The organism is Virgibacillus sp. DJP39, from assembly GCF_049310925.1.
In the GTDB taxonomy this organism is placed as follows: Bacteria; Bacillota; Bacilli; order Bacillales; family Amphibacillaceae; genus Virgibacillus_F.
On the sequence record NZ_JBMERP010000013.1, the window covers coordinates 15966 to 41871 of the forward strand.

General features: G+C 38.3%; 20 protein-coding genes and 1 pseudogene. 15 read left to right on the forward strand and 6 right to left on the reverse strand.

Going from position 1 to position 25906, the window contains the following annotated elements; translation table 11 throughout:
- Positions 1-92 precede the first annotated feature (92 nt).
- From ACOI1D_RS06590 to ACOI1D_RS06635, 10 genes are all read left to right on the forward strand, one after another.
- Positions 93-1823, forward strand: coding sequence for a M28 family peptidase (locus ACOI1D_RS06590; RefSeq protein WP_422500239.1), 1731 nt, complete (start codon positions 93-95; stop codon positions 1821-1823).
- 41 nt (positions 1824-1864) lie between these two features.
- On the forward strand, positions 1865-2602 hold the full coding sequence (locus ACOI1D_RS06595) for an SDR family oxidoreductase (protein WP_422500241.1): 738 nt from the start codon (positions 1865-1867) through the stop codon (positions 2600-2602).
- A gap of 1061 nt (positions 2603-3663) precedes the next feature.
- Positions 3664-5586: a lysozyme inhibitor LprI family protein gene (locus tag ACOI1D_RS06600; protein ID WP_422500243.1), complete on the forward strand. Its 1923-nt coding sequence runs from the start codon at positions 3664-3666 to the stop codon at positions 5584-5586.
- Between the two features lie 342 nt (positions 5587-5928).
- Positions 5929-7038, forward strand: coding sequence for a molybdopterin-dependent oxidoreductase (locus tag ACOI1D_RS06605; protein WP_422500245.1), 1110 nt, complete (start codon positions 5929-5931; stop codon positions 7036-7038).
- Positions 7025-7744: a hypothetical protein gene (locus tag ACOI1D_RS06610; RefSeq protein WP_422500247.1), complete on the forward strand. Its 720-nt coding sequence runs from the start codon at positions 7025-7027 to the stop codon at positions 7742-7744. The genes ACOI1D_RS06605 and ACOI1D_RS06610 overlap by 14 nt, the downstream gene beginning before the upstream one ends.
- A gap of 67 nt (positions 7745-7811) precedes the next feature.
- The gene (locus ACOI1D_RS06615) at positions 7812-8573 is read left to right on the forward strand and encodes a glucose 1-dehydrogenase (protein ID WP_422500249.1); all 762 of its coding nucleotides are present in this window, start codon (positions 7812-7814) and stop codon (positions 8571-8573) included.
- A gap of 331 nt (positions 8574-8904) precedes the next feature.
- Complete coding sequence (locus tag ACOI1D_RS06620; RefSeq protein ID WP_422500251.1) at positions 8905-9408, forward strand: RDD family protein; 504 nt, start codon at positions 8905-8907, stop codon at positions 9406-9408.
- Between the two features lie 333 nt (positions 9409-9741).
- The gene (locus tag ACOI1D_RS06625) at positions 9742-10611 is read left to right on the forward strand and encodes a hypothetical protein (RefSeq protein WP_422500253.1); all 870 of its coding nucleotides are present in this window, start codon (positions 9742-9744) and stop codon (positions 10609-10611) included.
- 1 nt (position 10612) lies between these two features.
- The gene (locus ACOI1D_RS06630) at positions 10613-10765 is read left to right on the forward strand and encodes a hypothetical protein (protein WP_422500254.1); all 153 of its coding nucleotides are present in this window, start codon (positions 10613-10615) and stop codon (positions 10763-10765) included.
- A 78-nt stretch (positions 10766-10843) separates the two neighbouring features.
- On the forward strand, positions 10844-11047 hold the full coding sequence (locus tag ACOI1D_RS06635) for a hypothetical protein (protein WP_422500255.1): 204 nt from the start codon (positions 10844-10846) through the stop codon (positions 11045-11047).
- Between the two features lie 433 nt (positions 11048-11480).
- Here the strand turns inward: ACOI1D_RS06635 and ACOI1D_RS06640 are convergent, their stop codons facing one another.
- Positions 11481-12047 carry a TetR/AcrR family transcriptional regulator gene (locus tag ACOI1D_RS06640; RefSeq protein WP_422500256.1) on the reverse strand — a complete coding sequence of 189 codons (567 nt, stop codon included), beginning with the start codon at positions 12045-12047 and terminating at the stop codon, positions 11481-11483.
- Between the two features lie 141 nt (positions 12048-12188).
- On the opposite strand from ACOI1D_RS06640, the gene ACOI1D_RS06645 reads away from it, so the two are divergent.
- Both ACOI1D_RS06645 and ACOI1D_RS06650 read left to right on the forward strand, forming a co-directional pair.
- Positions 12189-14249, forward strand: coding sequence for an efflux RND transporter permease subunit (locus tag ACOI1D_RS06645; RefSeq protein WP_422500258.1), 2061 nt, complete (start codon positions 12189-12191; stop codon positions 14247-14249).
- 756 nt (positions 14250-15005) lie between these two features.
- Positions 15006-16826, forward strand: a complete 1821-nt coding sequence (locus ACOI1D_RS06650) for a YhgE/Pip domain-containing protein (protein WP_422500260.1) — start codon at positions 15006-15008, stop codon at positions 16824-16826.
- Positions 16827-16986: 160 nt separating this feature from the next.
- On the opposite strand, the pseudogene ACOI1D_RS06655 reads toward ACOI1D_RS06650, so the two are convergent.
- The 3 genes and pseudogenes from ACOI1D_RS06655 to ACOI1D_RS06665 form a co-directional block, all read right to left on the reverse strand.
- Positions 16987-17205, reverse strand: a pseudogene (locus ACOI1D_RS06655) (NAD(P)-dependent oxidoreductase); the annotation flags it as partial.
- A gap of 81 nt (positions 17206-17286) precedes the next feature.
- Positions 17287-19572: an ATP-dependent DNA helicase gene (locus ACOI1D_RS06660; RefSeq protein ID WP_422500262.1), complete on the reverse strand. Its 2286-nt coding sequence runs from the start codon at positions 19570-19572 to the stop codon at positions 17287-17289.
- Between the two features lie 211 nt (positions 19573-19783).
- Positions 19784-20488, reverse strand: coding sequence for a hypothetical protein (locus ACOI1D_RS06665; protein WP_422500264.1), 705 nt, complete (start codon positions 20486-20488; stop codon positions 19784-19786).
- 252 nt (positions 20489-20740) lie between these two features.
- Here ACOI1D_RS06665 and ACOI1D_RS06670 point away from each other — a divergent pair, with 252 nt between their 5' ends.
- On the forward strand, positions 20741-21436 hold the full coding sequence (locus ACOI1D_RS06670; protein ID WP_422500265.1) for a CAP domain-containing protein: 696 nt from the start codon (positions 20741-20743) through the stop codon (positions 21434-21436).
- Between the two features lie 103 nt (positions 21437-21539).
- On the opposite strand, the gene ACOI1D_RS06675 is transcribed toward ACOI1D_RS06670, so the two are convergent.
- The gene (locus ACOI1D_RS06675) at positions 21540-22424 is read right to left on the reverse strand and encodes a fructose bisphosphate aldolase (protein WP_422500266.1); all 885 of its coding nucleotides are present in this window, start codon (positions 22422-22424) and stop codon (positions 21540-21542) included.
- Positions 22425-23236: 812 nt separating this feature from the next.
- Here ACOI1D_RS06675 and ACOI1D_RS06680 point away from each other — a divergent pair.
- Together ACOI1D_RS06680 and ACOI1D_RS06685 are read left to right on the forward strand one after the other, a co-directional pair.
- Positions 23237-23938, forward strand: coding sequence for a nuclease-related domain-containing protein (locus ACOI1D_RS06680; protein ID WP_422500267.1), 702 nt, complete (start codon positions 23237-23239; stop codon positions 23936-23938).
- A 273-nt stretch (positions 23939-24211) separates the two neighbouring features.
- On the forward strand, positions 24212-24778 hold the full coding sequence (locus ACOI1D_RS06685; RefSeq protein WP_422500268.1) for a sigma-70 family RNA polymerase sigma factor: 567 nt from the start codon (positions 24212-24214) through the stop codon (positions 24776-24778).
- Positions 24779-24864: 86 nt separating this feature from the next.
- Here ACOI1D_RS06685 and ACOI1D_RS06690 read toward each other — a convergent pair whose 3' ends face one another.
- Positions 24865-25827, reverse strand: a complete 963-nt coding sequence (locus ACOI1D_RS06690) for a threonine/serine dehydratase (RefSeq protein ID WP_422500270.1) — start codon at positions 25825-25827, stop codon at positions 24865-24867.
- Positions 25828-25906 lie beyond the last annotated feature (79 nt).

A 25906-nucleotide genomic window follows, 5' to 3' on the forward strand; every position in this document is an offset into this window, starting at 1 on the left:
ATATTATAGCGATACTGATTTCAACGGGAAACAAAGATAGAGTAGCGGTCTCTGATTGGGGCCGTTGCTTTTTAAGAAGGGAGCTAACTAGGATGAAAGCAGTATTAAATCATGACCATGAGCAGTTAATTGAATCTGTATCTGGAGATCAACTGATGTCCTATACGGAACAAATTTCAAAAGAAGTGCGAATGTCTGGATCGGAGGAAGAGCTTCACGCTTTTCAATACGCTAAAGATGTGCTTGATGGTTTTGGAATAGATACAAAGCTTAGCTTCCATTATGGCTACATCAGTTTGCCGGTAGCTGCTTCATTGCAAGTAGATGGGACAGATTACCCTTGTATCACCCATTCCATGTCAGTATCAACTGGAGAATCAGAATTGAATGGCGAACTTGTCTATGTTAGAGAACTACATCAAGAGGTTCAAGTCTCTGGGAAGATTGTATTAGCAGAAGGGATTGCTACCCCAGGTGCAGTAGAAATTTTGGAAAATGCAGGAGCATTAGGTGCTATTTTTATCAATGGACCAATCACTCATGAAATGATTGTTTCACGCGTATGGGGTAATCCGACTCCAGAGTCAAAAAAACAACTACCAACCCTTCCTGTTATTTCTATTACTGATACAGTAGGAAGTCAGTTGAAAAATAAACTCTACCAGACTACCGAAAAGATACTCGTTTGGTTTAAGACTATTGTTGATACAGGGTGGAGAAAGATCCCAACCTTGATTGCTGATATCAAAGGTGAAGTAGAACCAGACAAATTCGTACTATTTAGTGGGCATATTGACTCCTGGCATTATGGTGCGATGGATAACGGAAGTGCAAATGCAACAATGCTTGAGGTAGCGCGTGTAATAACCGAGCAAAAAAATCCGTTGAGAAGGAGTTTGCGTCTCGCTTTTTGGTCTGGCCATTCTCACGGAAGATACGCGGGTTCAACCTATTACTGTGACACAAATTGGGAAGACCTCCGTGAAAATTGTACGCTCCATGTCTATATCGACTCAGTCGGTGGAAAAGGTGCATCTATTTTAGGTGAAAGTAACTGTATGGTAGAAACAAAAGACTTTGGAGGGTCTTTAGTTGAGAAATTAACAGGTGAAACGTTTATTGGGAAGCGATTTGGCAGAGGTGGGGACCAATCCTTCTGGGGCGTTGGAGTTCCAGCTTTGTTCATGGGTCTATCTGAACAGCCCATTAGTGATGATGTTGCATCCCAAACATTAGTTAAGTTATTTGGTGGCATAAAGTCAGGGGGATTTGGTTGGTGGTGGCATACAACTGAAGATACGTTAGATAAATTGGATAAAGATAACTTGAAGCGGGACTGCCAAGTATACACAGCAGTTATCTATGATGCATGTACACGAACCATTTTGCCAATAAATCAAGCAGCTGCGGCAATAGAACTCAAAGATGCTCTTGTGGCTTACGCAAAATTGGCGGGTAACCGAATGGACTTGTCTATTGCAATTGAAAGGGTTGAAAAAGTAGAAGAGCTAGCGGAGGAAATTTATAGCACGATTCAAAATAAGAGTTGGTCCAATCAAGAAGCTTTTCGAATTAATCAGGGCATTTTGGAATTATCGCATTCCTTAATTCCGTTAAATTATGTTAGTGGAGATATGCACGATCACGACTTAGCCATGAACCAACCACCCATTCCTTTATTAAAGAATATTGCCATCTTGGCTGATTTGGAAGAAGGCAGTGATGCATTTCATGAATGGCAAACTGCACTGAAACGGCAGTTAAATAAAGTGGAGTATACATTGTTACAAGCGATTAGAACAGCTGAAGCGTTGTTGAAATAGTAGCTAGCTACAGGTATCAGTATTTTAAAGGAGGAATTTACATGTCTACAGTTAAAGGTAAGGTCATTATTATCACAGGTGCATCAAGTGGAATTGGTGCAGCAACCGCACTGAAGTTTGCAGGAGAAGGAGCTAAGGTGGTACTTGCTGCTCGTAGAGAAGAACGACTTATTCAATTAAAACAAAAGATTGAACAAGAAGGCGGTGAAGCGGTTATAAAAGTAACAGACGTGACTTCCTATGAAGACATGCAGGAATTGGCCACCTTCACGATTAAAACCTATGGCCAAGTTGATGTGATGTTCAACAATGCAGGCCTTATGCCATTATCCTTCATGGATAAATTAAAAGTTGATGAATGGGATCGAATGATTGATGTAAATGTCAAAGGTGTACTTTATGGTATCGCGGCGGTTTTACCATATATGCAACAACGAGATAGTGGTCATATCATCACCACTTCCTCCGTTGCAGGGCATGGTGTATTTCCGTCAGGTACTGTTTACTGTGGTACTAAATTTGCTGCACGCATATTTATGGAAGGATTAAGCAAAGAGTTAGCCCAGACCAATATCAAAACAACAAGCATTTCACCGGGAGTTGTTGAAACTGAGTTAGCTGATTTCATCACTGACCAAGATATTAAACCTAAATTTGAAGACCCTAATTTACCTTCTATTACTGGCGAAGATATTGCAAACGCTGTTTATTACGCTGTGTCACAACCAGCAAGCGTTGCAGTTAATGAAGTGATAATTAGGCCTACTAATCAAGGTTAAGAGGTGCGAACCCTTTTATATCTAGCTTTCCTATATTGTGTGGAACAGGAATTTTTAAATAATAGTTATTACAATTTTTTGATGGAGAGGGTAGGTGATTAGAATGGGAACTAGGAATCAAAGTAAACAAACTGAAGTAATGAGTCGTTTACAGAGTGCAGGTATAAAAGTGTTTCCAGAAAAAAATCGCCCAAGAACGGAAAGTATTCTGGAATAGTTGGAAGTGAAAGAAAAAAGCGAGTGTTAAGTTTAAAGAGGTCGAATTGGTCTTTTTTTATTTGGAATAACATCATCTACATTGGGAATACAAATGAGGTGTTCTAACAATGTATAATAATAATGAAAAGCAAAACGAAACTTTTCATCAAGAGCAACAAAAAATTATTAAGCGGTTAGAAGCAGCTGTATTAGAGCGTCTATTGGTAAAGAAGTAGGTCGAAGTTATTCAGGTATCATAGGGATAATAGATAAGTTCTAAATGTAGATTTACTAGATGTTTACGATTATTATAAAACCATAGTTTAAAATGCCTGTCACCGATATTGGCGAGTGGTGTCAATGGTATTAGAAAAATTGTAGGCTGTTAGTTTTGGTTGCGCTATGGACGTGCTACTGGAGCTGGCGGCTTTTTAATTTTGCTTTGGAAGCAAAAGAGGACAATTCTATTGCTTCATTTGCATTTCTTATCAAGCATTTCTTTGCTCAAAAGCTAGTTGTGGTGAGAAAACTTATTGAGAAAAATAGGATTTATATTCTGTCTGCTCCTTTTAGCGATTGCCTTCTTAATGATTGCTTTCCATGGTATATGGAAAACTATAGCTGCTTTTTGCTCTCAGTTGTGAATCCCAAGAACCGTCCCCCGATGCACTTTTTTAAGGCTTGAAGAGTTTACGAAAATACATTAGATATGTTAAGAGAGCCTTAGAAAATGAGAAACTAACGTTATTTTCAAACGGATTAGTGGATTTAGTTACTTATCAACCGCATTACATTTGAATAGGTATTTTAACCTATATGGTCGAATATGTATTAGTAGTATTTTCTATATTAGGAGGAAGAAAATGAGGCTTGGTAAAGTTTGGGTAGTGTTCTTTTTGTTTTTTATTTTAATTATGAGCGGTTGTACTAAAGCAACTACTTCTGATAAAGAGCAGATTGAAATTAAAGAGTTGGCAACAAAAATGAATATTGCGGTAAGGCCAAGCGGTAATGAAGCCTATTTAGGCAGAAACGATTGGACTATAGCGCAAATAAAAAAGAATGAAGTATACTTTACAAACGCTGGAGCAAAAGCATTAAATGATCTCGGAATTCCAGGTGATTTAATTTATGACATTTGGTATGGACAGGATGACTTAACAACCTTTAAAGAAGCGATTAAGGAAGGAACAACACTCGGATTATCGAGGTTTTACAAAAAATTTGAGGAAGTTCAAGATACAATAGATGCTAAAAAGGATGTTGAAGACATAAAGGATGGGGCATTAGACACTCTGGATTATTATACATCCAATGAAGATATAACCCAGCGTACCATTAAAGTATTCACCTATGCTTTTATCGATTCTTATTATGATACGGTTCCTTTTGGTGTTTGGAAGGGATTTATAGAACAACCCAGAATACAAATGTCGGTAGAGAAGAGAAATAATGAGTTGTTTTATTACGGCTATGATATAAACAAAAATACGTTTTTTACAAGAACTTATTATACATTTCAATATTTTAACGGTCAGCAAATTAAATCTTTTCCAACTATTAAATCCCCTGTTGTAACGTCTGATAATAACGATAAGTTAGGTGCTGGTGTCGCTGCAAATTTAAGAAAATTAGCTTGGGATGTTTACTGTATTTTGGATGGCAAAGAGCCCACTCATTATCCAGAGTATTCTAAGGCTTTGGTTGCAAGTTTTGAACGTGAAGAAAAGGCGAATAAGGAACAGATGGTTGATATGATTGTTGAAGCGAGTAAGGAAAAGGTGGCTGATACGGTCGTTGAAGAGAATAGAAAGACGGATCCATCTTCTAAAAAATCTAGTTCAGATGCTCTTCTGAAATTAACGTGGGGCATGGAATTAAACGAAGTTAAAAAAATATTCCCTGAATCAACTGTAGCAACAGAACAAAGTGGTTCGCGGCACATAAAACTAAAGGAAAATAGATATGCTTCTACATCTTGTGTTGTAGAAGATACTATCTTTTTTTCCTTTAAAAATAACAAACTGGATTCTATTACGTATGGGTTAGATTTGAACAAAGACTGCAATCTAGAAGACTTAAACAAGCGGGAACTTGTAAAAAAAGGTTACAAAGAACTTTATAAACAAATTATTCGCGATTATGATCCAACGAATCAACAGAGCACTGTGGATTTGGGAAATCATCAAGAATGGAGTAACCAAAACACGGCTTTCGAACTGGGGTTTTGGGTTGCTCTCGATCAAAACGGTCAAAACCAAGCTATGCCATATGCAACTTTTACTATCACCAAAGAAAAAGAAGGGGCGCCAATTGTTATGTTAAGCGAACCAAATGAAGAAGAAACTTCTCAAGATTCTCAAAAAGAGAGTGAGGTTGAAGAAAGAACTAAAGAAACGAAAAAGCCAGAACCTGTACACGCTGCTTCCAATAAACAGGAATTTATTAAGAAACTAAATGATATTGAAAAGGGTTTATCGGATTTAAAACATTTATATAAGTCAGGTACTACAGTTGATATGCTTAGTGCTCTATACGAGACACATACAAGATGGGATGATGTTTTGAATGAAATTTATGGTGTATTGAAAAAGCAGCTTACTCCGAATGAAATGAGTGAATTAAAACAAGAACAATTAAAGTGGATTAAACATAGAGATGAAACAGCAAAAAATAATTCTTTGGAATTTCAGGGAGGAACAATGGCGGAAGTATTGCTCATAGACACTAAAGCACAACTCACCAAAGAGAGAAGCTATGAACTGGTTAATTTGTATATGAAATAACCTTAAAGATCCTATGCTTTAGTTGAAAAATCATCCCTCGTACACAATTGATTAATAGGAAGCGTTGAAAAAAATGATTTTAACCTTTAACCCCAACGGTTGTCACTTACTGATATTTGGCGAAAGGGTGTCGTAGATCTGGTGCCTGTCAGCTGAAACTATCCTGAATAGTTTTGGATGACAGGCACTTGTAATTATTCAGGAATTATTAAAATAATAGTTTGAAACTTATGATACAATTATTCTATATTTAAAAAAACAATAAATCTTCAGATTACACTTGATGAAGTTGTTCCATTCCTTACATGAATTGATGTTTATTTTTAAAATGGGGGAAATAAAATGGGCCGTTTAAAACTTGTTTGGATCCATCATATACACGCAACCATTCTTAGTTTACTTTTGATTTCCGGTGTTAGCCTATATTTCCCTTACTTACGGACAATGTTTAATGAGTGGAAAGTGCCTCTAGTTGCGATTCACTTATGGATCGCTATCTTTTACATTGGTATAGTCCTATATTCCATATCTAAAATTTTTCAATATAGTAAAAAACGTGCTCCGATTAAAAAGTTTAATATTTGGTTATTTACTGTTCTATTTTTCTTTTGGGTTAGTTCAGGAACAGTGATGTATCTTCAAAATCTGGTTCCAGTATGGGTGAGAAACAATGCTGTTGTCATCCATGACTGGTCAACATGGATCGTTATTCCCTGGATTGTTCTTCATGTTACAGGAAACCTTTTTAACAAGAAAATCCCCTGGCCGAATTGGTGGAGAGGTCGTAAAGATGCTCCCGTCTGGATAACAGAAAACAGCTTAGACAGACGGGATGTTATCAAGTCACTCGTGTTATTTTGTCTATTTATTCTTTTTGGTGGGTTGATTAAATGGATTTCCCCGATACTTTCAATCCCGAAAAATGAAGAAAAACGACAAGGATATTTCCGTATTTATAATGTTACGAACGATTATCCCCGTTATGAGGAAAAAGACTGGATACTTACCTTGGAAGACACCCATCAATCTAAGCAGGAATTGACTATGATGGATATGAGAAAGTTAACCTGGCATTCAATTGTAGATGACTTTCACTGTGTAACAGGATGGAGTGTTCGGGCTGTGGAAATGCGTGGGGTTTATCTAAAAGAAGTTTTAGCTACGCATTTTACAAAAACACCTATGGATGCAAGTTTCACTGTTTATTCAGGTGACGAAATCTATTATGACTCCTTTACACTTTCCCAATTAGTTGACGAAAATGCCATGCTTATATTTGAATTCGACGGATTACCATTAAAAAAATCACAAGGTTTCCCATGCCGTCTTTATCATCCAGACATGTACGGTTATAAATCTGTGAAATGGGTTACTAGAATTAAAATGACACCACAACGAGAAAAAGGTTACTGGCAAACGAATGGGGACTACGAATTAAATGGCTACTTATAAACCTATTAAAAAATGGATGATTCCCTTACTATCTATCATTATCGGTGGAGGATTAGGCTTTGCATTGTTCCCCAGCAACGAAGACCATGATTACAATAAGTGGATATCTATGCTGGAAACCTATGAGGAAAATACATACCAGATTGATTCAATCTACCAATGGGACAATATAGTGTACTCTAAGAGTCAGGGTATATGGTCAAATCAAAGATCCTATTACGAGATTAAGACTCCAATTTCGGACGGCAGTGAGTTTTCATTTGAAACTTACTTATTTACGGACAAATTATACATAAATACGAATGATCAATGGTCTTTCGTAACGTTACCCCACCGCTTTACCCATGAATTAGCTCCGCTGGATAATCCGTTTCAATGGATAGCTAATTTACTAAAGCATGCGGATGAGTTCATAACAAATAAGAGTGGGGATAGCGTCATCTACAAGGCAACTTTTAAACGTTTTCCTGCTATCGATTTCCGGGGAACACTGCTCAGTAAACAAAAAGACACCCATTTAACTATGACCATTAAAGAAGGGGAGCCGGTATCTCTTAAATGGGTAGTAAATCCGTTGCGTCCCTCGAACGTGGGTCCGCTTGTGTCCTACCCAGATAAGCTAAACTACCAACTTAATTTTGTTTCTGGATCAGGAAGCGTACAAGTACTTCCAAAAGAAGCGGGGGAAGCAGAAGAAATTGAATAAGCAAGTGTGGTAATTAAAATCGAAAGTAGTACATAAAACGATACACATTATCGAGAGGAGTTTTAAAATGAATAATTTATTTCAATTGAACGGAAAAGTTGCAGCTGTAACTGGGGCAACAAGAGGAATTGGCAAATCAATGGCTTTGGCTTTAGCGGAAGCAGGAGCAGACATAGCACTTTTAAACCGGAATCCGGAACAAACAGATGTCAAAGAAGAAATTGAAGCAACTACTGGCCGAAAGTGTGTAATAATTCCTTGTGATTTAGATAACATAGAACAAGTTAAACATGCTATTCCAGAGGTAACTAAATACTATGGTAAAATCGATATTTTAGTTAATAGTGCGGGAATACAACGCCGATCACCAGCTGTTGATTTCACAGAAGAAGATTGGGACGATGTGTTACATGTTAATCTGAAAACTGTGTGGATCTTATGTCAACAAGCCGGACGAGCCATGGTAGAGCAGGGGAGTGGCAAGATAATTAATGTAGCATCTTTACTTTCTTTCCAAGGGGGTATAAACGTACCCGCTTATGCAGCAGCCAAAGGGGCAGTTGCTCAGTTAACCAAAGCACTTTCAAATGAGTGGGCTAAGCAAAACGTAAACGTAAATGCAATTGTGCCAGGCTATATTGCAACAGATATGAATACAGCATTAATTGACGATCCAGTTAGAAGTAAGCAGATCCTGGACAGAATACCAGCAGCACGTTGGGGGAGTCCGGAAGATTTTAAAGGCACAATTGTGTTCCTTGCTTCAGATTCATCATCCTATATTCATGGCCATTTATTAGCTGTCGACGGCGGTTGGTTAGGCCGTTAAAAGCTTGGGGACAGATCGAGCATTTTTTCTTGAAAGCTAGATGTTGTGTGAACAATTATGAGAAAGACAGGATTTGTAATCTATCAAGGGTGGAAACAGTAGGATGCAAAAGAGCCGTCCGCTTAGTTCTACTGATAAATAGCGGAAAACAAGAAGATCATAACATATGATTCAATCCAAAAGTATTGATGACAGAATTATAACTGAAAATTCAGATTTACTAATAATTTGCAGAGTTAGGAGGAAAGAGGCTGCAATATGTCGAATTCAGAGTGTACTGAATAAAAAACGACATACTAATTTTCTGTTGAGGCTGAAAGGAAGGTGTGGAATGTCAAACAATCCACGAATGGATAAGTGGTTACAGCAGCATGAAGAGGGTAGACGAGGAATAAGAAGGGATAATAAAAATCAGGAATTGACTCCAGTATCAGAATCAAGGGACCATATTTATGGATATAATACGGTATCTGTAGGTCACGTACATTACGTAGGATTCTGGAGAAGGTTATTTGCGTATATTGTTGATAGTTTAATATTAGGAATTTTTTTATATACCGTTGATAACTTTTGGGTTCTTCTACTGATTAATATATTATACTTTTCAATTTTGACCTCGTCCTCGCTACAAGGAACCATTGGAAAAATAGCGATAGGTGCAATCGTTGTAGACAAAAGTGGAAATCGTATTTCCTTTTTAAGGGGATTAGCAAGATATTTCGGTTATATCCTGTCTGCTATCCCTTTAGCGATTGGCTTCTTAATGATTGCTTTCCATGGTAAGAAAAAATCACTACATGACATGATTTGTGAAACGATGGTCATTAATAAGTAGTTTAGGTAGTAACAAATGGGAAATTTGATATGGAAAACTATAGAAACTTTTTGCTCACAGTTAGGAAGCATAAGAACCGCCCTTTGATTCTGCAGCTACCCGACAAAATTTAAGACATGCCTTATTAAAGTCAATGAAATCTATGGAGCTTTTTGGGCTTACTATGTTATGTGCTAATATAGTAGTGGAAGGTGAGAGATAGTGAAATATGTTTATATAATATTAAGTTTAATTTTCATTCTGACCTTTGAATTATGGGTAGAAAATTCAAACCAAGCTCAACTATTCTATGAAAATTGGTTAAAGCCATTCATAGATGAACGTAAAATATCAATGGTCTGGTTATTGTTACCTGGAGTAGTTTTTATCATTTTATTTAGGTTTTGGCTGAATAGTAAAGATGAGGAGATAAAAGTTTTAAGAACGAAATTGGAATCTGAAATGGAAATATTGGTACATTCTAATACGGAATTAAGTAGTTATCGTTTACAGGATAACCTTTCAAAATTGTTAGATCAATTTGTGAATAAATACCCTTATGTCATTGCTGTCCAGCTATATCATTTTTCTGAACAAAATTTGAATCGTAATACTATTTTTAAAGTAAACTTTATTGAGGGAACAGTAGTAGAAGATGTTAATATTAATGCGATCCACCAGTTATACTATAAGTCAAAGAGTAGGTACATAAGAGAATTTAGAAATGCAAATAGAATGTTAATAACAGAAGAAAATCCAAATTATCTTTTAGATTTCGTATTAGATACATATAGTATGTTAAGTAAAAAGCCTAAATCTTCCATGAATGAGGAAGATGCATGCTTGTGTTCGTTAATGGTGCTTGGACTTGAAATATTAGAGAAGGATTACCAATTAGGAATTGAATCATTAGGAAATGAAGAGGAGAAGTTTGATTATCTGTTGAATGATTACCGAACAGGACTTTTAAGAGGCGCGCTAATGAACGATGCTTTTTATACGTTTACACATACAAGAGAAAATGAAAAATTAAATAGACAGTATTTAACTAGGTTAGTTAAAGTCCGAAACGAAGAAACACTGTTCTTAATAGCATTGGATGCAAGTGTTTTAGATGACGAAGGGTATGATAACATAATGGTTGATATAGGGGATGGCTTTGAAAGTCTTTTAATTGATTTAGAAAACGTATATAATAGAACTATAGAGAGGGTAGGTGATTAGAATGGGAACTAAGAATCAAAGTAAACAAACTGAAGTAATGAGTCGTTTACAGAGTGCAGGTATAAAAGTGTTGCCAGGAAAAAAGTCGCCCAAGAACGGAAAGTATTCTGGAATAATCGGAAGTGAAAGAAAAAAGCGAGTGTTAAATGTTTAAAGAGGCCGAATTGGTCTTTTTTTATTTGGAATAACATAATCATACATTGGGAATACAATTAAACGAGGTGTTCTAACAATGTATAACAATAATGAAAAACAAAACGAAACTTTTCAGCAAGAGCAACAAAAAATTATTGAGCGGTTAGAAGAAGCTGGTATTAGAGCGTCTATTGGTAAAAGAGTACCTCAAGGTGGAAGTTATTCAGGTGTCATAGGGGATAGCAGAAAAGTTCTAAAAGTAAATTTACTAGGTGTTTACGATTATTATAAAACCAAATAGTTTACAATGCCTGTCACCGAAATTGGCGATGGTGTCGAACAATATTATTGGAAAAATTGTAAGCTGTTAGTTTTGGTTGCGCTATGGACGTGCTACCGGAGCTGGCGGCTTTTAATTTTGCTTTGGAAGCAAAAAATAGCAAAAGGGGACGGTTCTACTGTTTCATTTGCTTTCTTATAAAGTATTTCTTTGCTCAAAACTAGTTGTGGTGAGAACACTTAATGAGAAAAACAGGATTTGTCTGCTCTCCCTTTAGAGATTGGCTTCTTGATTGCTTTCCATGGTGAGAAAAAATCAATACATGACATAATTTGAGAAACGATGGTCATTAACAAGTAGTTAGTAACAAATGCTGAAATAGATATGGAAAACTATAGCAACTTTTTGCTCTCAGTTAGGAAGCACAAGAACCGTCCCCCCGTTTCCCCCTGCTTCACTGCAAATAACTTAGCCCTTTATTGGTAAGGTTATTAATAATCTCAGCTATTTCTTTTGGAGATTTGTCCATCCCATTTTTGAGCCAGTTTTCCAGCACGTGGATGCTGCCACTGACTGCAAATATGCTCACATACTCGGAGATTTCTGAATCGATTGGATAGAGCGATGACCAATTTTCCACCGTATGCTCACTCGCAACCATCATCACTCTCTTTTTAAAGTTAGAATCCCCATGCTCACTAAACAGTGTTGCGCACACATCACTGTTCTGTGCCACATACTCAACTATTTTTTCTGTCATTTGCAGCGCTTCGTCATCCTGATTGTGATTATATGCCGTAAGGGTTGCATTCATATCCTCAATAATTTCTTCCTCGATCTGATTGAGAAGGTCAAACTGATCCATGTAGTGCGAGTAGAATGTTGACCTATTGATGTCTGCAAATACACATATCTCCTTAACTGTTACAGTTGAAATAGACTTATCTTTTAGTAATTTCATCAAACTTTCCTTTAAGACCATTCTCGTATATTTTTTTCGTCTGTCTAATTTAGAATGCAAGCGCTAACACCACTTTCTTTTTATATATATCCGACAAAAGATACATTTGTGTTGGGGAAAAAACATTTGATACTAAACTGTTTGTTGATTATCCAACACGGTGTCATTATAATTGTATGAGGAAAAGGATGCAAGAAGGAGATGGTTTCGATCAACATACCAGCACGAATATTAAAACATAAAAAAGCAGTTGTTATTGCTTTTATGATCGTTGCCGTACTGAGTGCAATCGCGCAATTTTTTGTATCTGTCAATTACAATATGGCAGATTATTTGCCGGATGATGCACAATCAACAACCGCAATGGAAATCATGGAAGAAGAGTTTGAAGGATCTGTTGCGAACACACGAGTCATGATCAACGATGTTACCGTTCAGGAAGCGCTTGAAGTTAAAGAAAAACTTGCTGCCATTGATGGCGTGAACGATGTAACGTGGTTAGATGATGCAATCGACACAAAGACGCCACTGGAAATAGCCGATCAGGACACAGTGGAAACCTATTATAAGGATAACAAAGCAATCATTTCCTTCAGTATTCAAGAAGGGAAAGAAGTAGAATTAACTAATGAAGTCTATGAATTAATTGGCGAAGAGAATGCGATGGCGGGAGAGGCACTCGATACCGCTATATCGCAAAAAATGGCTGGATCGGAATCGATGTATGCCGCCGCATTGTTAGTACCAATTATCATTTTAATATTGATCGTTTCGACAACTTCCTGGCTGGAACCAGTGTTTTTCCTAACCGCAATTGGAGTTTCCGTTCTGATCAATTTAGGAACAAACATTTTTTTAGGAGAAGTATCGTTCATTACACAATCGGTTGCGCCAATCCTGCAGCTTGCGGTATCACTCGATTATGCGATTTTTCTACTGCATAGTTTTTCAGAATACCGGCAAAAAGTAGCGGATCCTGGAAAAGCAATGCAGTTCGCAATTAAAAAATCATTCCCTGCTATCGCAGCTAGTGCAGCGACGACCTTCTTTGGTTTTATGGCACTAACATTCATGAATTTTGAGATTGGTGCTGACTTAGGGGTCAATCTTGTAAAAGGAATTGTATTAAGCTTTATTAGTGTGATGGTATTTTTACCAGCGCTAACGCTTTTATTTTATAAATGGATTGATAAAACGCAGCACAAACAATTACTGCCAAGTTTCAAGAATATCGGCAGTCGTGTTGTTAAAGTAAGAGTACCTATGTTGATCCTTGTATTCATCATTATCGTTCCGGCGTTTTTGGCACAAAGTAACACGGATTTCACTTACGGAACCGGAGATCAACCAGAGGATACGCGGGCAGGCAGTGACAAAATCCAAATAGAAAATACGTTTGGAAAATATACCCCAATGGTGTTACTTGTTCCAAAAGGGGATGTCGCAAAAGAAGAAAAGCTGGTTGAAGAACTGGAAAATCTCGATCCTGTGACCAGTGTTCTTTCTTATGTTAATACAGTCGGCGCGGTAATTCCGCGAGAGTACCTTGATCAATCAATTACGGAACAATTTTATTCAGATAACTACAGTCGGATTATTCTTCATACGAATGCAGGAACAGAGGGTGACGAGGCATTTTCGTTGGTCGAATCTGTTCAGGATAAAGCTGCTGCTTATTATGGCGATGACGCCTATTCCCTCGGGGAGAGCGTGACCTTGTATGATATGAAACAAGTCGTCCAAAAAGATAATAAGCTTGTCAATTGGCTGACAATCATTGCGATTGCAATTGTTCTGATGCTTACATTCAAATCCATTTCGATTCCGTTGGTGTTGTTGCTTACGATTCAGTCTTCTGTCTGGATTAATCTGGCTGTTCCTTACTTCAGTAATTCATCATTGGTTTATGTGGGATATTTGATTATCAGTACCGTACAGCTTGCGGCGACGGTTGATTATGCGATCCTGCTCATGGAAGCCTATAAGGAGAATCGTAAGGATATGACTGCGCTTAAGGCAATAAAGAAAACAATTGATGAGAAAATATTCTCCATTGCAATTTCAGCTTCGATTTTATCGAGTGTTGGCTTTATTTTGTGGATTACTTCGACCAATCCGATTGTTGGTTCGATCGGGTTACTGCTCGGAAGGGGAGCATTACTGGCGTTTATTATGGTTATTTTCTTACTCCCAGCGATACTGTTGGTATTCGATAAGGTGATTGATAAAACAACTTGGAAAGCGGGTTTTTATAAAAAGTAACAAAGTGGGGCTCAGCAAGGGCACGCTGACTTAAAAATTAAGAATCTTTTTTCGTTAGGTTTTATTGCTTCATAGTTGTAACTGGCGGTAATTACCGCTGCGGAAATACACTACGCTTTCCGCGGGAGGCTGGTGAGCCTCCTCGTGCTAACGCACTGCGGGGTCTCACCTATGCCTTTCCTCCCGCAGGAGTCTTCGTGTATTTCCTCCGCTGGGTATAGTGCTAAACAAACGACAATCTTTTATGAATTGATTGATAGGAGCGGGGTAATCCTCCTCGAAATACAGTCCTATTTTTTCGTGCGATGTCTTCCTTGTCCTATGGGAACAACACGTGTCAGAAGATTCATAGCTCGGTTTCCTGCGAGTAGTCTACACCTATTCTCCACTATGATAGAAAAACGCGGATGAATTCTGTGTTTCATAGATGTTCTGCTCACTTGAACAGAAAGCTATCTAAGCTACGGAAAAATGCGAGACTCCTATGGGAAAGGAACAGTCTGAAGACCCCGCAGTGAGCGGTAGATGATGAAGGCCGACTAAGACCGTCCTTTGCGGACAACATCGGCATACCCCTTGCCGGGGCAAGGAGGCTGAAGCGTTCCCCATGGAAAGCGAGTGTTTTTCCGAAGCGATGGACCGGCACCAATCTAGTTAAAAGTGGTAGGAAGTAAATTAACATAGCAGTTACGTCGCAGTTATCGATCAACAACAATTTTTAAATAAACAGGCAAGATTAATAAAGGGGAAATGATGATGAGAAAGAAACGGATCCTTCATGTTTTAATGGCAACTGTCCTTGTAGTGCCGTCATTTCTAGTACCTGCTGGCGCAAGCGATCATGTGGCAGCGGCAACAGGCGCATCACAAAATGCCGGTGAATATTCTTCCAAGGATGAAGTAGTATATGCAACACTAAATGCCAATGGAGAACGGCAGGAAGTTTATGTCGTAAACGTATTTGACGTAATTAAAGCAGGAAAGATCGTCGATTATGGTACGTATGCAAATCTAAAAAACTTAACCGATTTATCGGACATCAACCAAAAAGAAAATAAGGTTGAATTCACGGCACCAAAGGGTAAGTTTTATTATCAAGGGGATAAGAATGACGCAGCATTACCGTGGGATATTTCAATTTCTTATCTGTTAGATGGTAAGCAGATAGACCCAGAGGAACTGGCAGGCAAGGACGGTCATGTAGAAATAAAAATTCAGACGTCTGCCAATGAAAATGTCGATCTCGGATTTTTTGAAAACTATCTCTTACAAATCTCGCTTAACCTGGACCCTGCAATCTTTGACAACATTAAAACAGGTGGAATGGTTGCAAACGCAGGTAAAAATAAGCAAGTAACGTTTACCGTTATGCCAGAACAGGCGGAGGAACTTAGCGTTGAAGCAAATGTAGTGGATTTCGAGTTGCAGGGCATGCAAATAACAGCTGTCCCACAATCGATGTCGATCGAGGCGCCAGATATGAAAGAGATGACTGGCGAGATGAATTCCTTAACCGATGCGATTGAGAAAATCAGCAATGGCGTAGGGGAACTAAATAATGGCGTTTCTGAATTAGACAATGGTGTAGCGAGTCTGCGTGATGGTTCTGGTCAATACCAGAATGGAATTTCGAATATAAATGGAAAATCGAGTGAACTTATTGATGCTTCGGTATCGATTGACCAAGGCCTCACTTCAATGAGTAATTCTCTAAGTGAGAACTCAGGTAAGATGGATTTAACAGCGTTGAAAAAACTACCTGAAGGGCTTACGCAATTAGCAGATGGATTACGTCAAACTGCAGCTGGATTAACAAAACTAAACGAAAACTACGTGGGTGCCTACAACTCTTTAGATAAAGCGATGGTGGCAATCCCTGACTATGAGATAACGGAAGAAGAGATTAAAGCCTTAAAGAACAGTGGTGCTGACAGTGATGTCATTGATCAATTGGTCGAGACATATTCTGCCGCGCGTTCTGCAAAAGGAACCTATTCTGCTGTAAAGAAAGCTTTTGACGCAGTTGAACCAACGCTTTTGGAAGTTAATGGATCAGTTACGGAAATGGCAAAAAATCTGGATAAGATGTCGACTGATATTTCGTCCTCACTAGAAGGTATGAATGTGGCAGACTCTTTAGGAGAGCTGCAAAGAGGATTGGCGACATTGTCGACCAATTATAAAGAGTTTCACAGTGGGCTAGCAAGCTATACGGCTGGTGTGGCTCAATTATCGAGTTCATATAATGACGTCCATGCTGGAATTGTGGAACTTTCAGGAGGAACGGGCGAATTAGAAGCTGGAGTAGATGAGCTTGACGAAGGCACAGATACATTATATCAATCCACAAAGGATATGCCTGAACAAATGAAAAAGGAAGTCGATCAGATGATTGCTGAATTTGACAAATCTGACTTCGACGCTGAATCCTTTGTTTCCGCTGAAAACGAGAAAGTAAATTCGGTACAATTTGTAATTAAAACAGAAAGTATTGAAATAGAGGAACCAGAGACAATTGAAGAACCAGTAGAAGAAGAAAAAGGATTCTGGGCACGCTTGATGAATCTGTTTAAATGATTATAGGCTGTTGATAGCGATTAGGAAGAAAATAGATAGATGGAGAACCCCACTAAGTTAGTAAACTTGGTGGGGTTCTTTGGTATTTAACATGGATTTCTTTTCTCTAAGCTTCGGATTAATTACCTTGATAGTTTTAGACCTTATCGAATTAGTGTGTTTACTTGCCTTTCCATACAGTAGAATCAATTAAATTAGGCGGTGTTCTCCATTTAATCCTGCATCAAGATTAGCTTGCAGCAAGTTCCGACATTTTCAGTTCAGTTTCGTGCGTCGACGAGCCAATATGTGGAGTGGTGACAATATTTTTTAACTTCAGAAGCGGATTATCTGCTTTAACCGGTTCCTGTTCATAAACATCAAGCCCAGCAGCTAGGATAGGATCCCTGCTTTAATTGTTCCAGTACAACCTTATCAACACGATTATATGCAATAATTTTTTTCTTCGACGCAATACCCCCTATTGATTATTCACCACCGTATAATGACGCCACTCTTCTGGGAACAATTTCTGATATTTTGCCTGTAAAAAACGGTCATCTATTAGTACTATGGCCCCATGATCGTTCTCAGACCTTATCAGTCTGCCTCCAGCTTGCAGCACTTTATTCATTCCAGGATAGACGTAGGCGTAATCAAAACCATTATGTCCTTCATTATTGAAATAATCTTTGATAATATCCCGTTCGAATCCGATCTGCGGAAACCCGACCCCGACGACCATGACTCCACAAAGCCGATCACCTTTTAAATCGACTCCTTCTGAAAATACGCCACCAAGAACCGCGAATCCTACTAATCTTTCATTAGCGCTTGCTTTGAAGGCAGTCAGGAAATCCTCCCGTAATTCCTCCGACATCCCTGATTCCTGGACGATTGTGTTTATGGCTGGTGCTTCTGTTTTGAATGCTTCGAAAGCCTTATTCATATAAGCATAGGACGGGAAAAAAATGATGAAATTCCCTTCATGTTTTTTCAGGACATCGAGCATAAACTGGACCATTGGCAACAATGTCTGTTCACGGTCACGATAGCGCGTGGACAAAGGCTGAACCAGAATTTCTGCATTTTCATGGACAAACGGAGAGGGGATGGATAACACATAGTCATCCTCAGTTCCCCCTAATAGATTTTTATAGTAATTGGCTGGTGTTAGTGTGGCCGAAAAGAAAACTTTAGAACGGAAACCTTTTCCCAAATGCTTGAGAAGGTGCGATGGATCCAGGCAAAGCAGCTTCATCTTTACCTCGTTCTTGTCGACTTCTACATAAGAGACGAAGCGTTTATCATAGAGCCGGCAGATTTTTGCGAAGGTACTGGCAGCAAAATAAGTTTCCAATAAGGTTTGATTGGATTCCTCATTCTGAACCAATTCTTCTTCTGCAACTTCAGTGAACTTCTCCACCAGAACTGCCAGATCTTCATCCAGTTGTTTTTCTACTATGTTCTCCTGCGTTCGCTTTTCTGCCAGAGAAACATTGACGGCCTTCGCAGCTTTAACGACAGCGCTATTTATATCTTTGTATTCTTTTTGTACTTGTAAAAACGCTGATTTGAACAACACCGCCGAGTACATTTCCCGCGCACGATCAACCAGGTTATGCGCCTCATCTACGAGCAAAACGGCTTGTTTTTTCTGATCTTCTATTAAGCGTTTCAAGGATACTCTAGGGTCGAATATATAGTTATAATCACAAACAACAGCGTCTGCTGTGTAAGCAAGGTCAAGTGAAAATTCAAATGGACAAACGCGATGTTTGCGGGCATAGGCTTCAATCACTGTACGGCTCATTAATGATTCATTTTCAAAAATATCCAGAATTGCACCGTTAATCCGGTCATAATAACCTTCAGCAAACGGACAATGCTCAGCAGTACAAATAGTTTCCTCCTGAAAACAGATCTTGTCTTTAGCTGTAATTGTGACAACCTTAATCTCCAACCCATTTTCAATCAACAGCTGGAATGCTTCCTCGGCAGCTGTTCTGGTAATGGTTTTTGCGGTCAGGTAAAAAATGCGCTGGAGGTTACCTTCCCCAATCGATTTAACTGCAGGGAAAATAGTGGAAATTGTTTTACCAATCCCAGTGGAAGCTTTGGCAAACAGAACCTTTTTATCGAGGACCGTCTTGTAGACTGATCCCGCAAGCTTGCGCTGTCCATCCCGATAGACTCCATAAGGAAATGTCAGCTCTTTGCTGCTGGTATTTCTGTCAGCTATATGCTGCGTCTTAGCTTTGGCATATGCAGCGTACTGGCTAATCACATCCATAATAAAGTCTTCAAGCTCGATAAGGGTCATATTACGTTGAAACTGTTTCTGCTCTTCCGTTTTGACTTGCACATATGTAAGCTGAATAGTCATTTCCGCAAACTCGTGATCTTTCGCATAAATATACGCATAGAAGACAGCCTGTGCCCAATGTACTGGGTAAGTCTCTTCTGTAATAGTACCGAGCGCGTGTGAAGTAGACTTGATTTCATCGACGATTACCGACCCGTCCTCCTGAAAAAGCAATCCATCACAGCGTCCGTCCACATGAATTCTTATAGTTTCATAGGGAATCTCTGTTTTTAGATAGACTTCCTTCTGATCATCTTTTTTATACGTTTTCTGTATCTTCTGGTGAGCCTTCGTACCATCTGTAAGAGGATTTGCTGAACGGAAACCACCGGACTCAATACTTCCACTTCGAAATACATATTCCACCAAATGCCGTACCGATATTTTAACAACGTTTATCATGTAATCACCTGTTTTTTCTTCGTTACTATTAGTTTAGCAGTAGAGTGGATTTTAGGGAAGGTGGAAAAGAACAGTAAGCTTTGGCTTTAATAGCCAGATAATTGAGGTTGAAGGGGATAGTGGGATAACAATATAAGACTAAAAAAACCACTGACAATTAGCTTTAATCAGTGGCTATTTTATACATTTTGGTTGGATAAAATGAGGTAAATCATTCCTGCACTGGTATTAATTTAACTTTTGCCGCGGATTCTATTAAATCTCCATCTTCTGCCCAAAACACGTAATCACCGTAACCAAAACTTTCACCCAATATGGTATTCACTTTTAGGGAACCATCAGAACTATACACAACGAAATTAGATCCTTCTCCAACATTTGTAGCCTGATAACGACCGGGTGGTAAGTCTCTCCCAACAATGAATTCTCCAGATATTAAATTAATTGGTTCTCCCTCTTTTTTAGCAATACCTTTTTCAAGTTTATCCAACTCTGCCTGTTTTCCTTTTATGGTACTGTTTAACTTGTCTAATTTTGATTGCTGACTATCGAGTTTACTTTTTGTTGCTGTTAATTCGTCTGCAATAGACTCCTTGTCATCAACTAAAGCTAATACTTTATCAATCTCCCCCTGCTTTTCAGCCAGTTCAGCATCAATTTGACTTTTCCTTTCAACAAATTTAGATTCCTCGTCTGATAGATTATCGCTGACTTTTTCAACTTCACCTTTTATTTCTTTTAACTTATCTTGTTCGTCGCCGATTTTTTGTTGTAGCTGCTCGTATGAAAACTTTCCTGCATCCAGTTCGACTTTAGCTGTCACTGTTCCGACGGTATAACCCATAATTAAGGCAAAGGAAATAATAAGACCTAATTGCACCTTCTTGTTCAAGAATAGTTTCTTGATTTTTTCCATTAATTACATCTCCCGTCTTTTTTCAATCCCGATGGTCGTGTGCAATTTAATAATATGATAACTGCGACTTTTACAGACTAATTTTTTTATTAGTATTATTTTAAATGTTAAAAGCTGTCAGCTGTTGAGAAATTAACAGTCCAGAAGCATTTAAGCGCAGAGGATAGGCAACACTAATGAAATAGACAGGTGTCAGTGGGAATGATATGTTTAAGTGTGAAACAAAGCTGACTAGTGAAGGGGTGAACACAGATGTTCTTAAAATGGCTATTTGTGTTTGTTGCTATCTTATTTATGGTGTCAATTAAAACACCGACCACAATTCAAGAAACGTGGAAGGCTGTACAGACGGAAACATCTACTATTGAAAAATGGACGATAAATATACAGGATTGGCTCGCAGATCATGATATAACTGTTAAGGAATTTAAAGATAACTTTGTGCAATTATTTAGTATGCAGGAAGTTCCAGAAGGTGGAGAGACTGATACGAAGAAGTCTGACCCGAATGTGTCAGAAGCAAATCCCACTTCTGAATTGGAGGAACGAGAACCTTCCCAATATGAGAAAGAAGTAGTTAAACTGGTCAATCAAGAACGGGCAAAAGAAAACTTAGAACCACTTAAACTAGATGATCGATTAAGTAGTCTTGCCCGAAATAAATCCCAGGATATGGCGGCTAATAACTACTTTAGTCATACATCACCAACGTATGGTTCGCCTTTTGACATGATGGACCAATTTGACTTCACTTACCGAATGGCCGGTGAAAATATTGCTGCAGGACAACGCAGTCCTAAACAGGTTGTGGAAGGTTGGATGAACAGTGAAGGACATCGGAAAAATATTATGAAGGATGGTTTTACGCATATCGGTGTTGGATATGTGGAAGGTGCCGGACTACCGTATAGAACCTTCTGGACACAACTGTTCATGACGCCGAGGTAAGTTTTAAGGGGAATTCGAAATAAAAGGATCAGGCACTGCATGTTTGTATATGCAGTGCCTGATCCTTTTATAAACTTTTTTGGTCAATCTAATTTTAAAAAAACTAGGTTAATGATGCAGTATAGATTTTCTTAATTGAGTCTTCAATCATTGTATTAAACTCTTTGTCCGTTTGATTTGCACTTAAACCTTCTGATAACGCTCTTGAGAAACTGGCTATCAGGCCATTATTAGCTGCTAGCTTGTCAATTGCTTCTTCGCGTGGATAGCCACCAGAAAGGGCAACAACTCGTACAACATTTGGGTGATCGATTAGTTCTTTGTAGAAGTTATCTACTGTTGGGATAGTGACTTTTAACATCACGTTTTGATCCTCATTTAAAGTACCCAGCTGGTTTAAGATTTCTTCTTTTAAGATTTCCTCTGACTTCTCTTTATCCTTACTATTGATGTCTACTTCAGGCTCTATGATTGGAACTAGACCTGCAGCAAGAATTTGTTTACCTGTTTCAAATTGTTGTTCAACGACTTTCTTAATCCCCTCAGGGTTTGCTTCTTTAACAACAGAACGCATTTTTGTTCCAAAGACATTTTTTTCGTTCGCTCGCTTTAACAAATTATCTAAGCCTGGATTGGGTTTCATTAATTGAACGCCCTCTGCTTCATCTGCGAGCCCTTTATCAATTTTTAAGAATGGAACGATGCCTTTCTTTTCCCATAAATAATCTGCGGTAAAAAGGTCTTCAATCTTGCTGTCCATCGTCTGTTCAAAGAGAATAGCGCCCAAAATATATTTAGAATCAAAACCAGGTGAGGTAATAATACGTGTTCTCATTTCATGAACGAGGTCATACATTTCCTGTTCACCTGAATATGAATCTTCTGGAACACCATAGGATTCTAATGCTTTTGGTGTACTACCGCCACTTTGATCCAGTGCTGCGATAAATCCTTGTTCGTTTTTCATTTTTTCTAATTGATTTGTCATATTTTCCACTCCTCCACAGTCATAGTGCTAGTATTAGCATTTTCTGTTTTGCAATAAGATATACAAACGAAAATGATATAACTGTTATTCTTATTTTATTGTAGCACTTATGGGGGAGTGTGTTGTAGTAATGCGCTTTGTGGAATTATTGAAGCTGTTGTTAACCCTTGGATTAGATTGAATTAAATGTAAAAGGGTGTTTTGTTTGCAGGTATTCTGGGGTTTATTGTTGAATAATGTAGTAGAATGGTGTATTCATTTATGTTAAAAAGGGCTATTTTATAAAAATTGTTGTTTTTGACGCAAAGTCTATAGTGAAAATTTCTTTGACGTCGTTCCGGCAGAATACTTCGCTTTCCACGGGCACGGCCTCAGTCTCCTCAAAAGCAAAGAACGCTTCTTCCGGGGTCTTCGGACTCGCGCTGTTCCCGTAGGAATCCTAAGTTTTCATGGGACTTCTGCACCCTTGAACAGAAAACTATCTAAGCTGCGGAAAAATTCGAGACTCCTCGAAAATGAAAACCACATTTTCTTCGTGCGATGTGTTTCTAGAAGCTTTCCTTGAATGGGAAAGGAACAGTCTGAAGACCCCGCAGTGAGCAGTTTTTGCTCAGCTCAGGAGGCTAAAGCCTTCCCCTTGGAAAGCGAGTGTTTTCCGTAGCGCTGGACCAGCATCAATTTAGTAGAGGTTGGTAGGAAATCAATACAGCAGTTACGTCGCGCTTTTCATCAACTGTGAGGGTTAAAAAGTGACAAAAAAGAAAAGGTCATGTTGAATTGATATGGACTATGATAAAAGGGGCGACGGTGACTTGGAAATTCTGATAACTAGTTTTGTTTTATTTTTTTTAATAGGAGCTACAATTATTTTACTACCTAAGTATGCTAGGTACAACTTCTCGAATTATGGAGCTATTAGTGGAAATAGCTTTTTCAAAACTATATTTAATACAGGAAATTATGGTGAATTCCTGACTTTTTTATCCCTTGAAAAGTTGAAGGGTCATTATCATCTCATGACAAATTTATACATACCAAAGAAAGATGGATCAACAACTGAGATTGATTTAATTATGCTTTCCCAAACAGGAATATATGTATTTGAATCGAAGAACTATAGTGGCTGGATTTTTGGTGATGAGAAAAGTAAGAATTGGATGCAAACCTTTCCGAGTAAACAGAAAAACCGATTTTTTAATCCAATTTGGCAGAATAAAGGTCATATCAATGCTTTGAAGTCCTCTATAGAATTGGACAATGATACACTTTTTAAATCTTACATTGTATTTAGCAAGCGTTGTACACTTAAAAAAGTAAATGTTACTTCTGAAAATGTCAAAGTGATTAAAAGAAATGCGTTAATTAGAACGATAAAAAAGGACATTAAAACTTCTATTAACATGTTGGAAATTGCAGAAGTAGATCAATTATATTCTGATCTTCAGAAATATATAGGCGTTGATGAAGCAGTTAAAAAAGCGCATATTGAGAACGTTCAAATAAAAAAGTTCTAGTGTTTTGAGAAAATGGTTCATGCATGTCATACCTTGTACACGATGTTGAATAATAGTACTAGGTATTTCTTCTAAAATTTTTCGAAATAGATGCCACCAAACTCCAACTATTATCGATAATAGAGTTAGAAGAACTTTTATCGCAGTTTGAAGGACAGTAAAACCGTGCCCAAAGATTGAGTGCAGAATTTAGCGCAATTTTTTGTAGGTATGGGAGATTGTCCAGACAAGCCCGATTGGTTTACTAACATTTGGTGGAGGAGAAAGATCGATATGGAACAGAAGGTTACGTTTGATGAAATTTTTGAACAGAATAAGAAGAGAATTCATTACCATATCCACAAGTTGCGTATTCAGGATCCGCATCAGGAATTTTATCAGGAAGCACTTTTTGCAATGTGGAATGCATATACCACATATGAGCCAGATAAAGGTGTGATGTCGACTTACTTTAATTATACAATCCAAAATCGTTTAATCGATATGCTGCGTAAGGGGACAAGAGAAAAAAACAACGAGGCTATATGTGTTCAAGAAATTGGAAATAGAACCTATAACAGTAACCGCGTCCGCAAAAATAATGCACTAATTCCTGATTTCTCAGGGATACCTGTTGACGGTGAAAATTCAGATGTCTGGCAGCAAGTGAAGTCGCTGCTTTCCGAGCCACAATGGATGTGGGTTTATCACTACATTATTTTAAACATGTCTGTGAAGGAAATTGCCGATCAAGAGGGTATGACGGTTGAGGCCGTAAAAAGTCATGGGAAGCGGGCACGGAAGAGGTTAAGAGATGCTGGGTTGAATGAAACGTGGAAAGGCTTGCTTGAGGACAAATAAGAAGAAGCGTCTATGAACTAATTCGGTTCGTGGACGCTTCTTCTATTACTTATAGGAGTAACTTTGTCCTGGATAGTGTATGAACATTAACCTATCACTTCTTCAGGAAACAGCTGTCCTAACTTAAGAACATCCAGATTTCCGCCCGATATGACACATGCTACCTTTTTGTCTCTTACTCCCAATTTATCGAACATTGCAGCAGCTACGGCCACAGCGCTGGAAGGTTCAATTAGCTGCTTCATTCGTTCGAGAACAAAAAACAGTGCTTGCCGAATCTCTGCTTCACTTACTAACACTAAGTCATCCAAATATTTTTGTACAATTGGAAATGTAAGGTCACCAGGTTGGCTCGTTCGTAACCCATCAGCAATTGTTCTTGTTCCAGCGATCGATGTAATTTTTCCATTTCTTAAAGACAGGTATGTATCCTGAGCAATTTCTGGTTCGACTCCAATTACTTTGACATGAGGCTTCGTTTCCTTAATTGCGGTTAAAATTCCAGAAATAAGACCACCTCCACCAATCGGCACAACTATTGCATCCACGTCATCTAACTGGTTTAGAATCTCCAGCCCTACTGTACCTTGCCCAGCAATGATATACGGATCATCGTATGGAGGAATAAATACACCATTCTTAGATTCTGCCAAATCTACTGCTCTAGGCAACCTTTCCGCAGATGTCGTTCCACATTTTTCAATTTCACCTTTGTATGATTTGATGGCATTCATTTTACTGACAGACGCATCTTCAGGAACTACAATTGTCGCTGGCACTCCGAGTACATTGGCAATATAAGCTACTGCCTGCCCATGATTTCCAGACGAAGCAGCCGTCACGTAGGTTGCTCCTTCCTTAACGGCCTGTTTTACTTTATTGGTAGCTCCTCTTATTTTAAAAGACCCCGTTTTCTGCACATGTTCTCCTTTTAAGAACATCCTGTTTCCACAAATGGAAGATAACTCAGTGGAAGTAAGGATTGGTGTTTCATTGATAATATCTTTGATTTGTTCTTGTGCCTGATGAATGTTTTTAAGTTCTATCATTGTGACAACTCCTCCTTAGTAGAGACTTTTAGGACACATACTGATGACTTAAGTTTTGTTGTTGTTTTTACTTTAGATT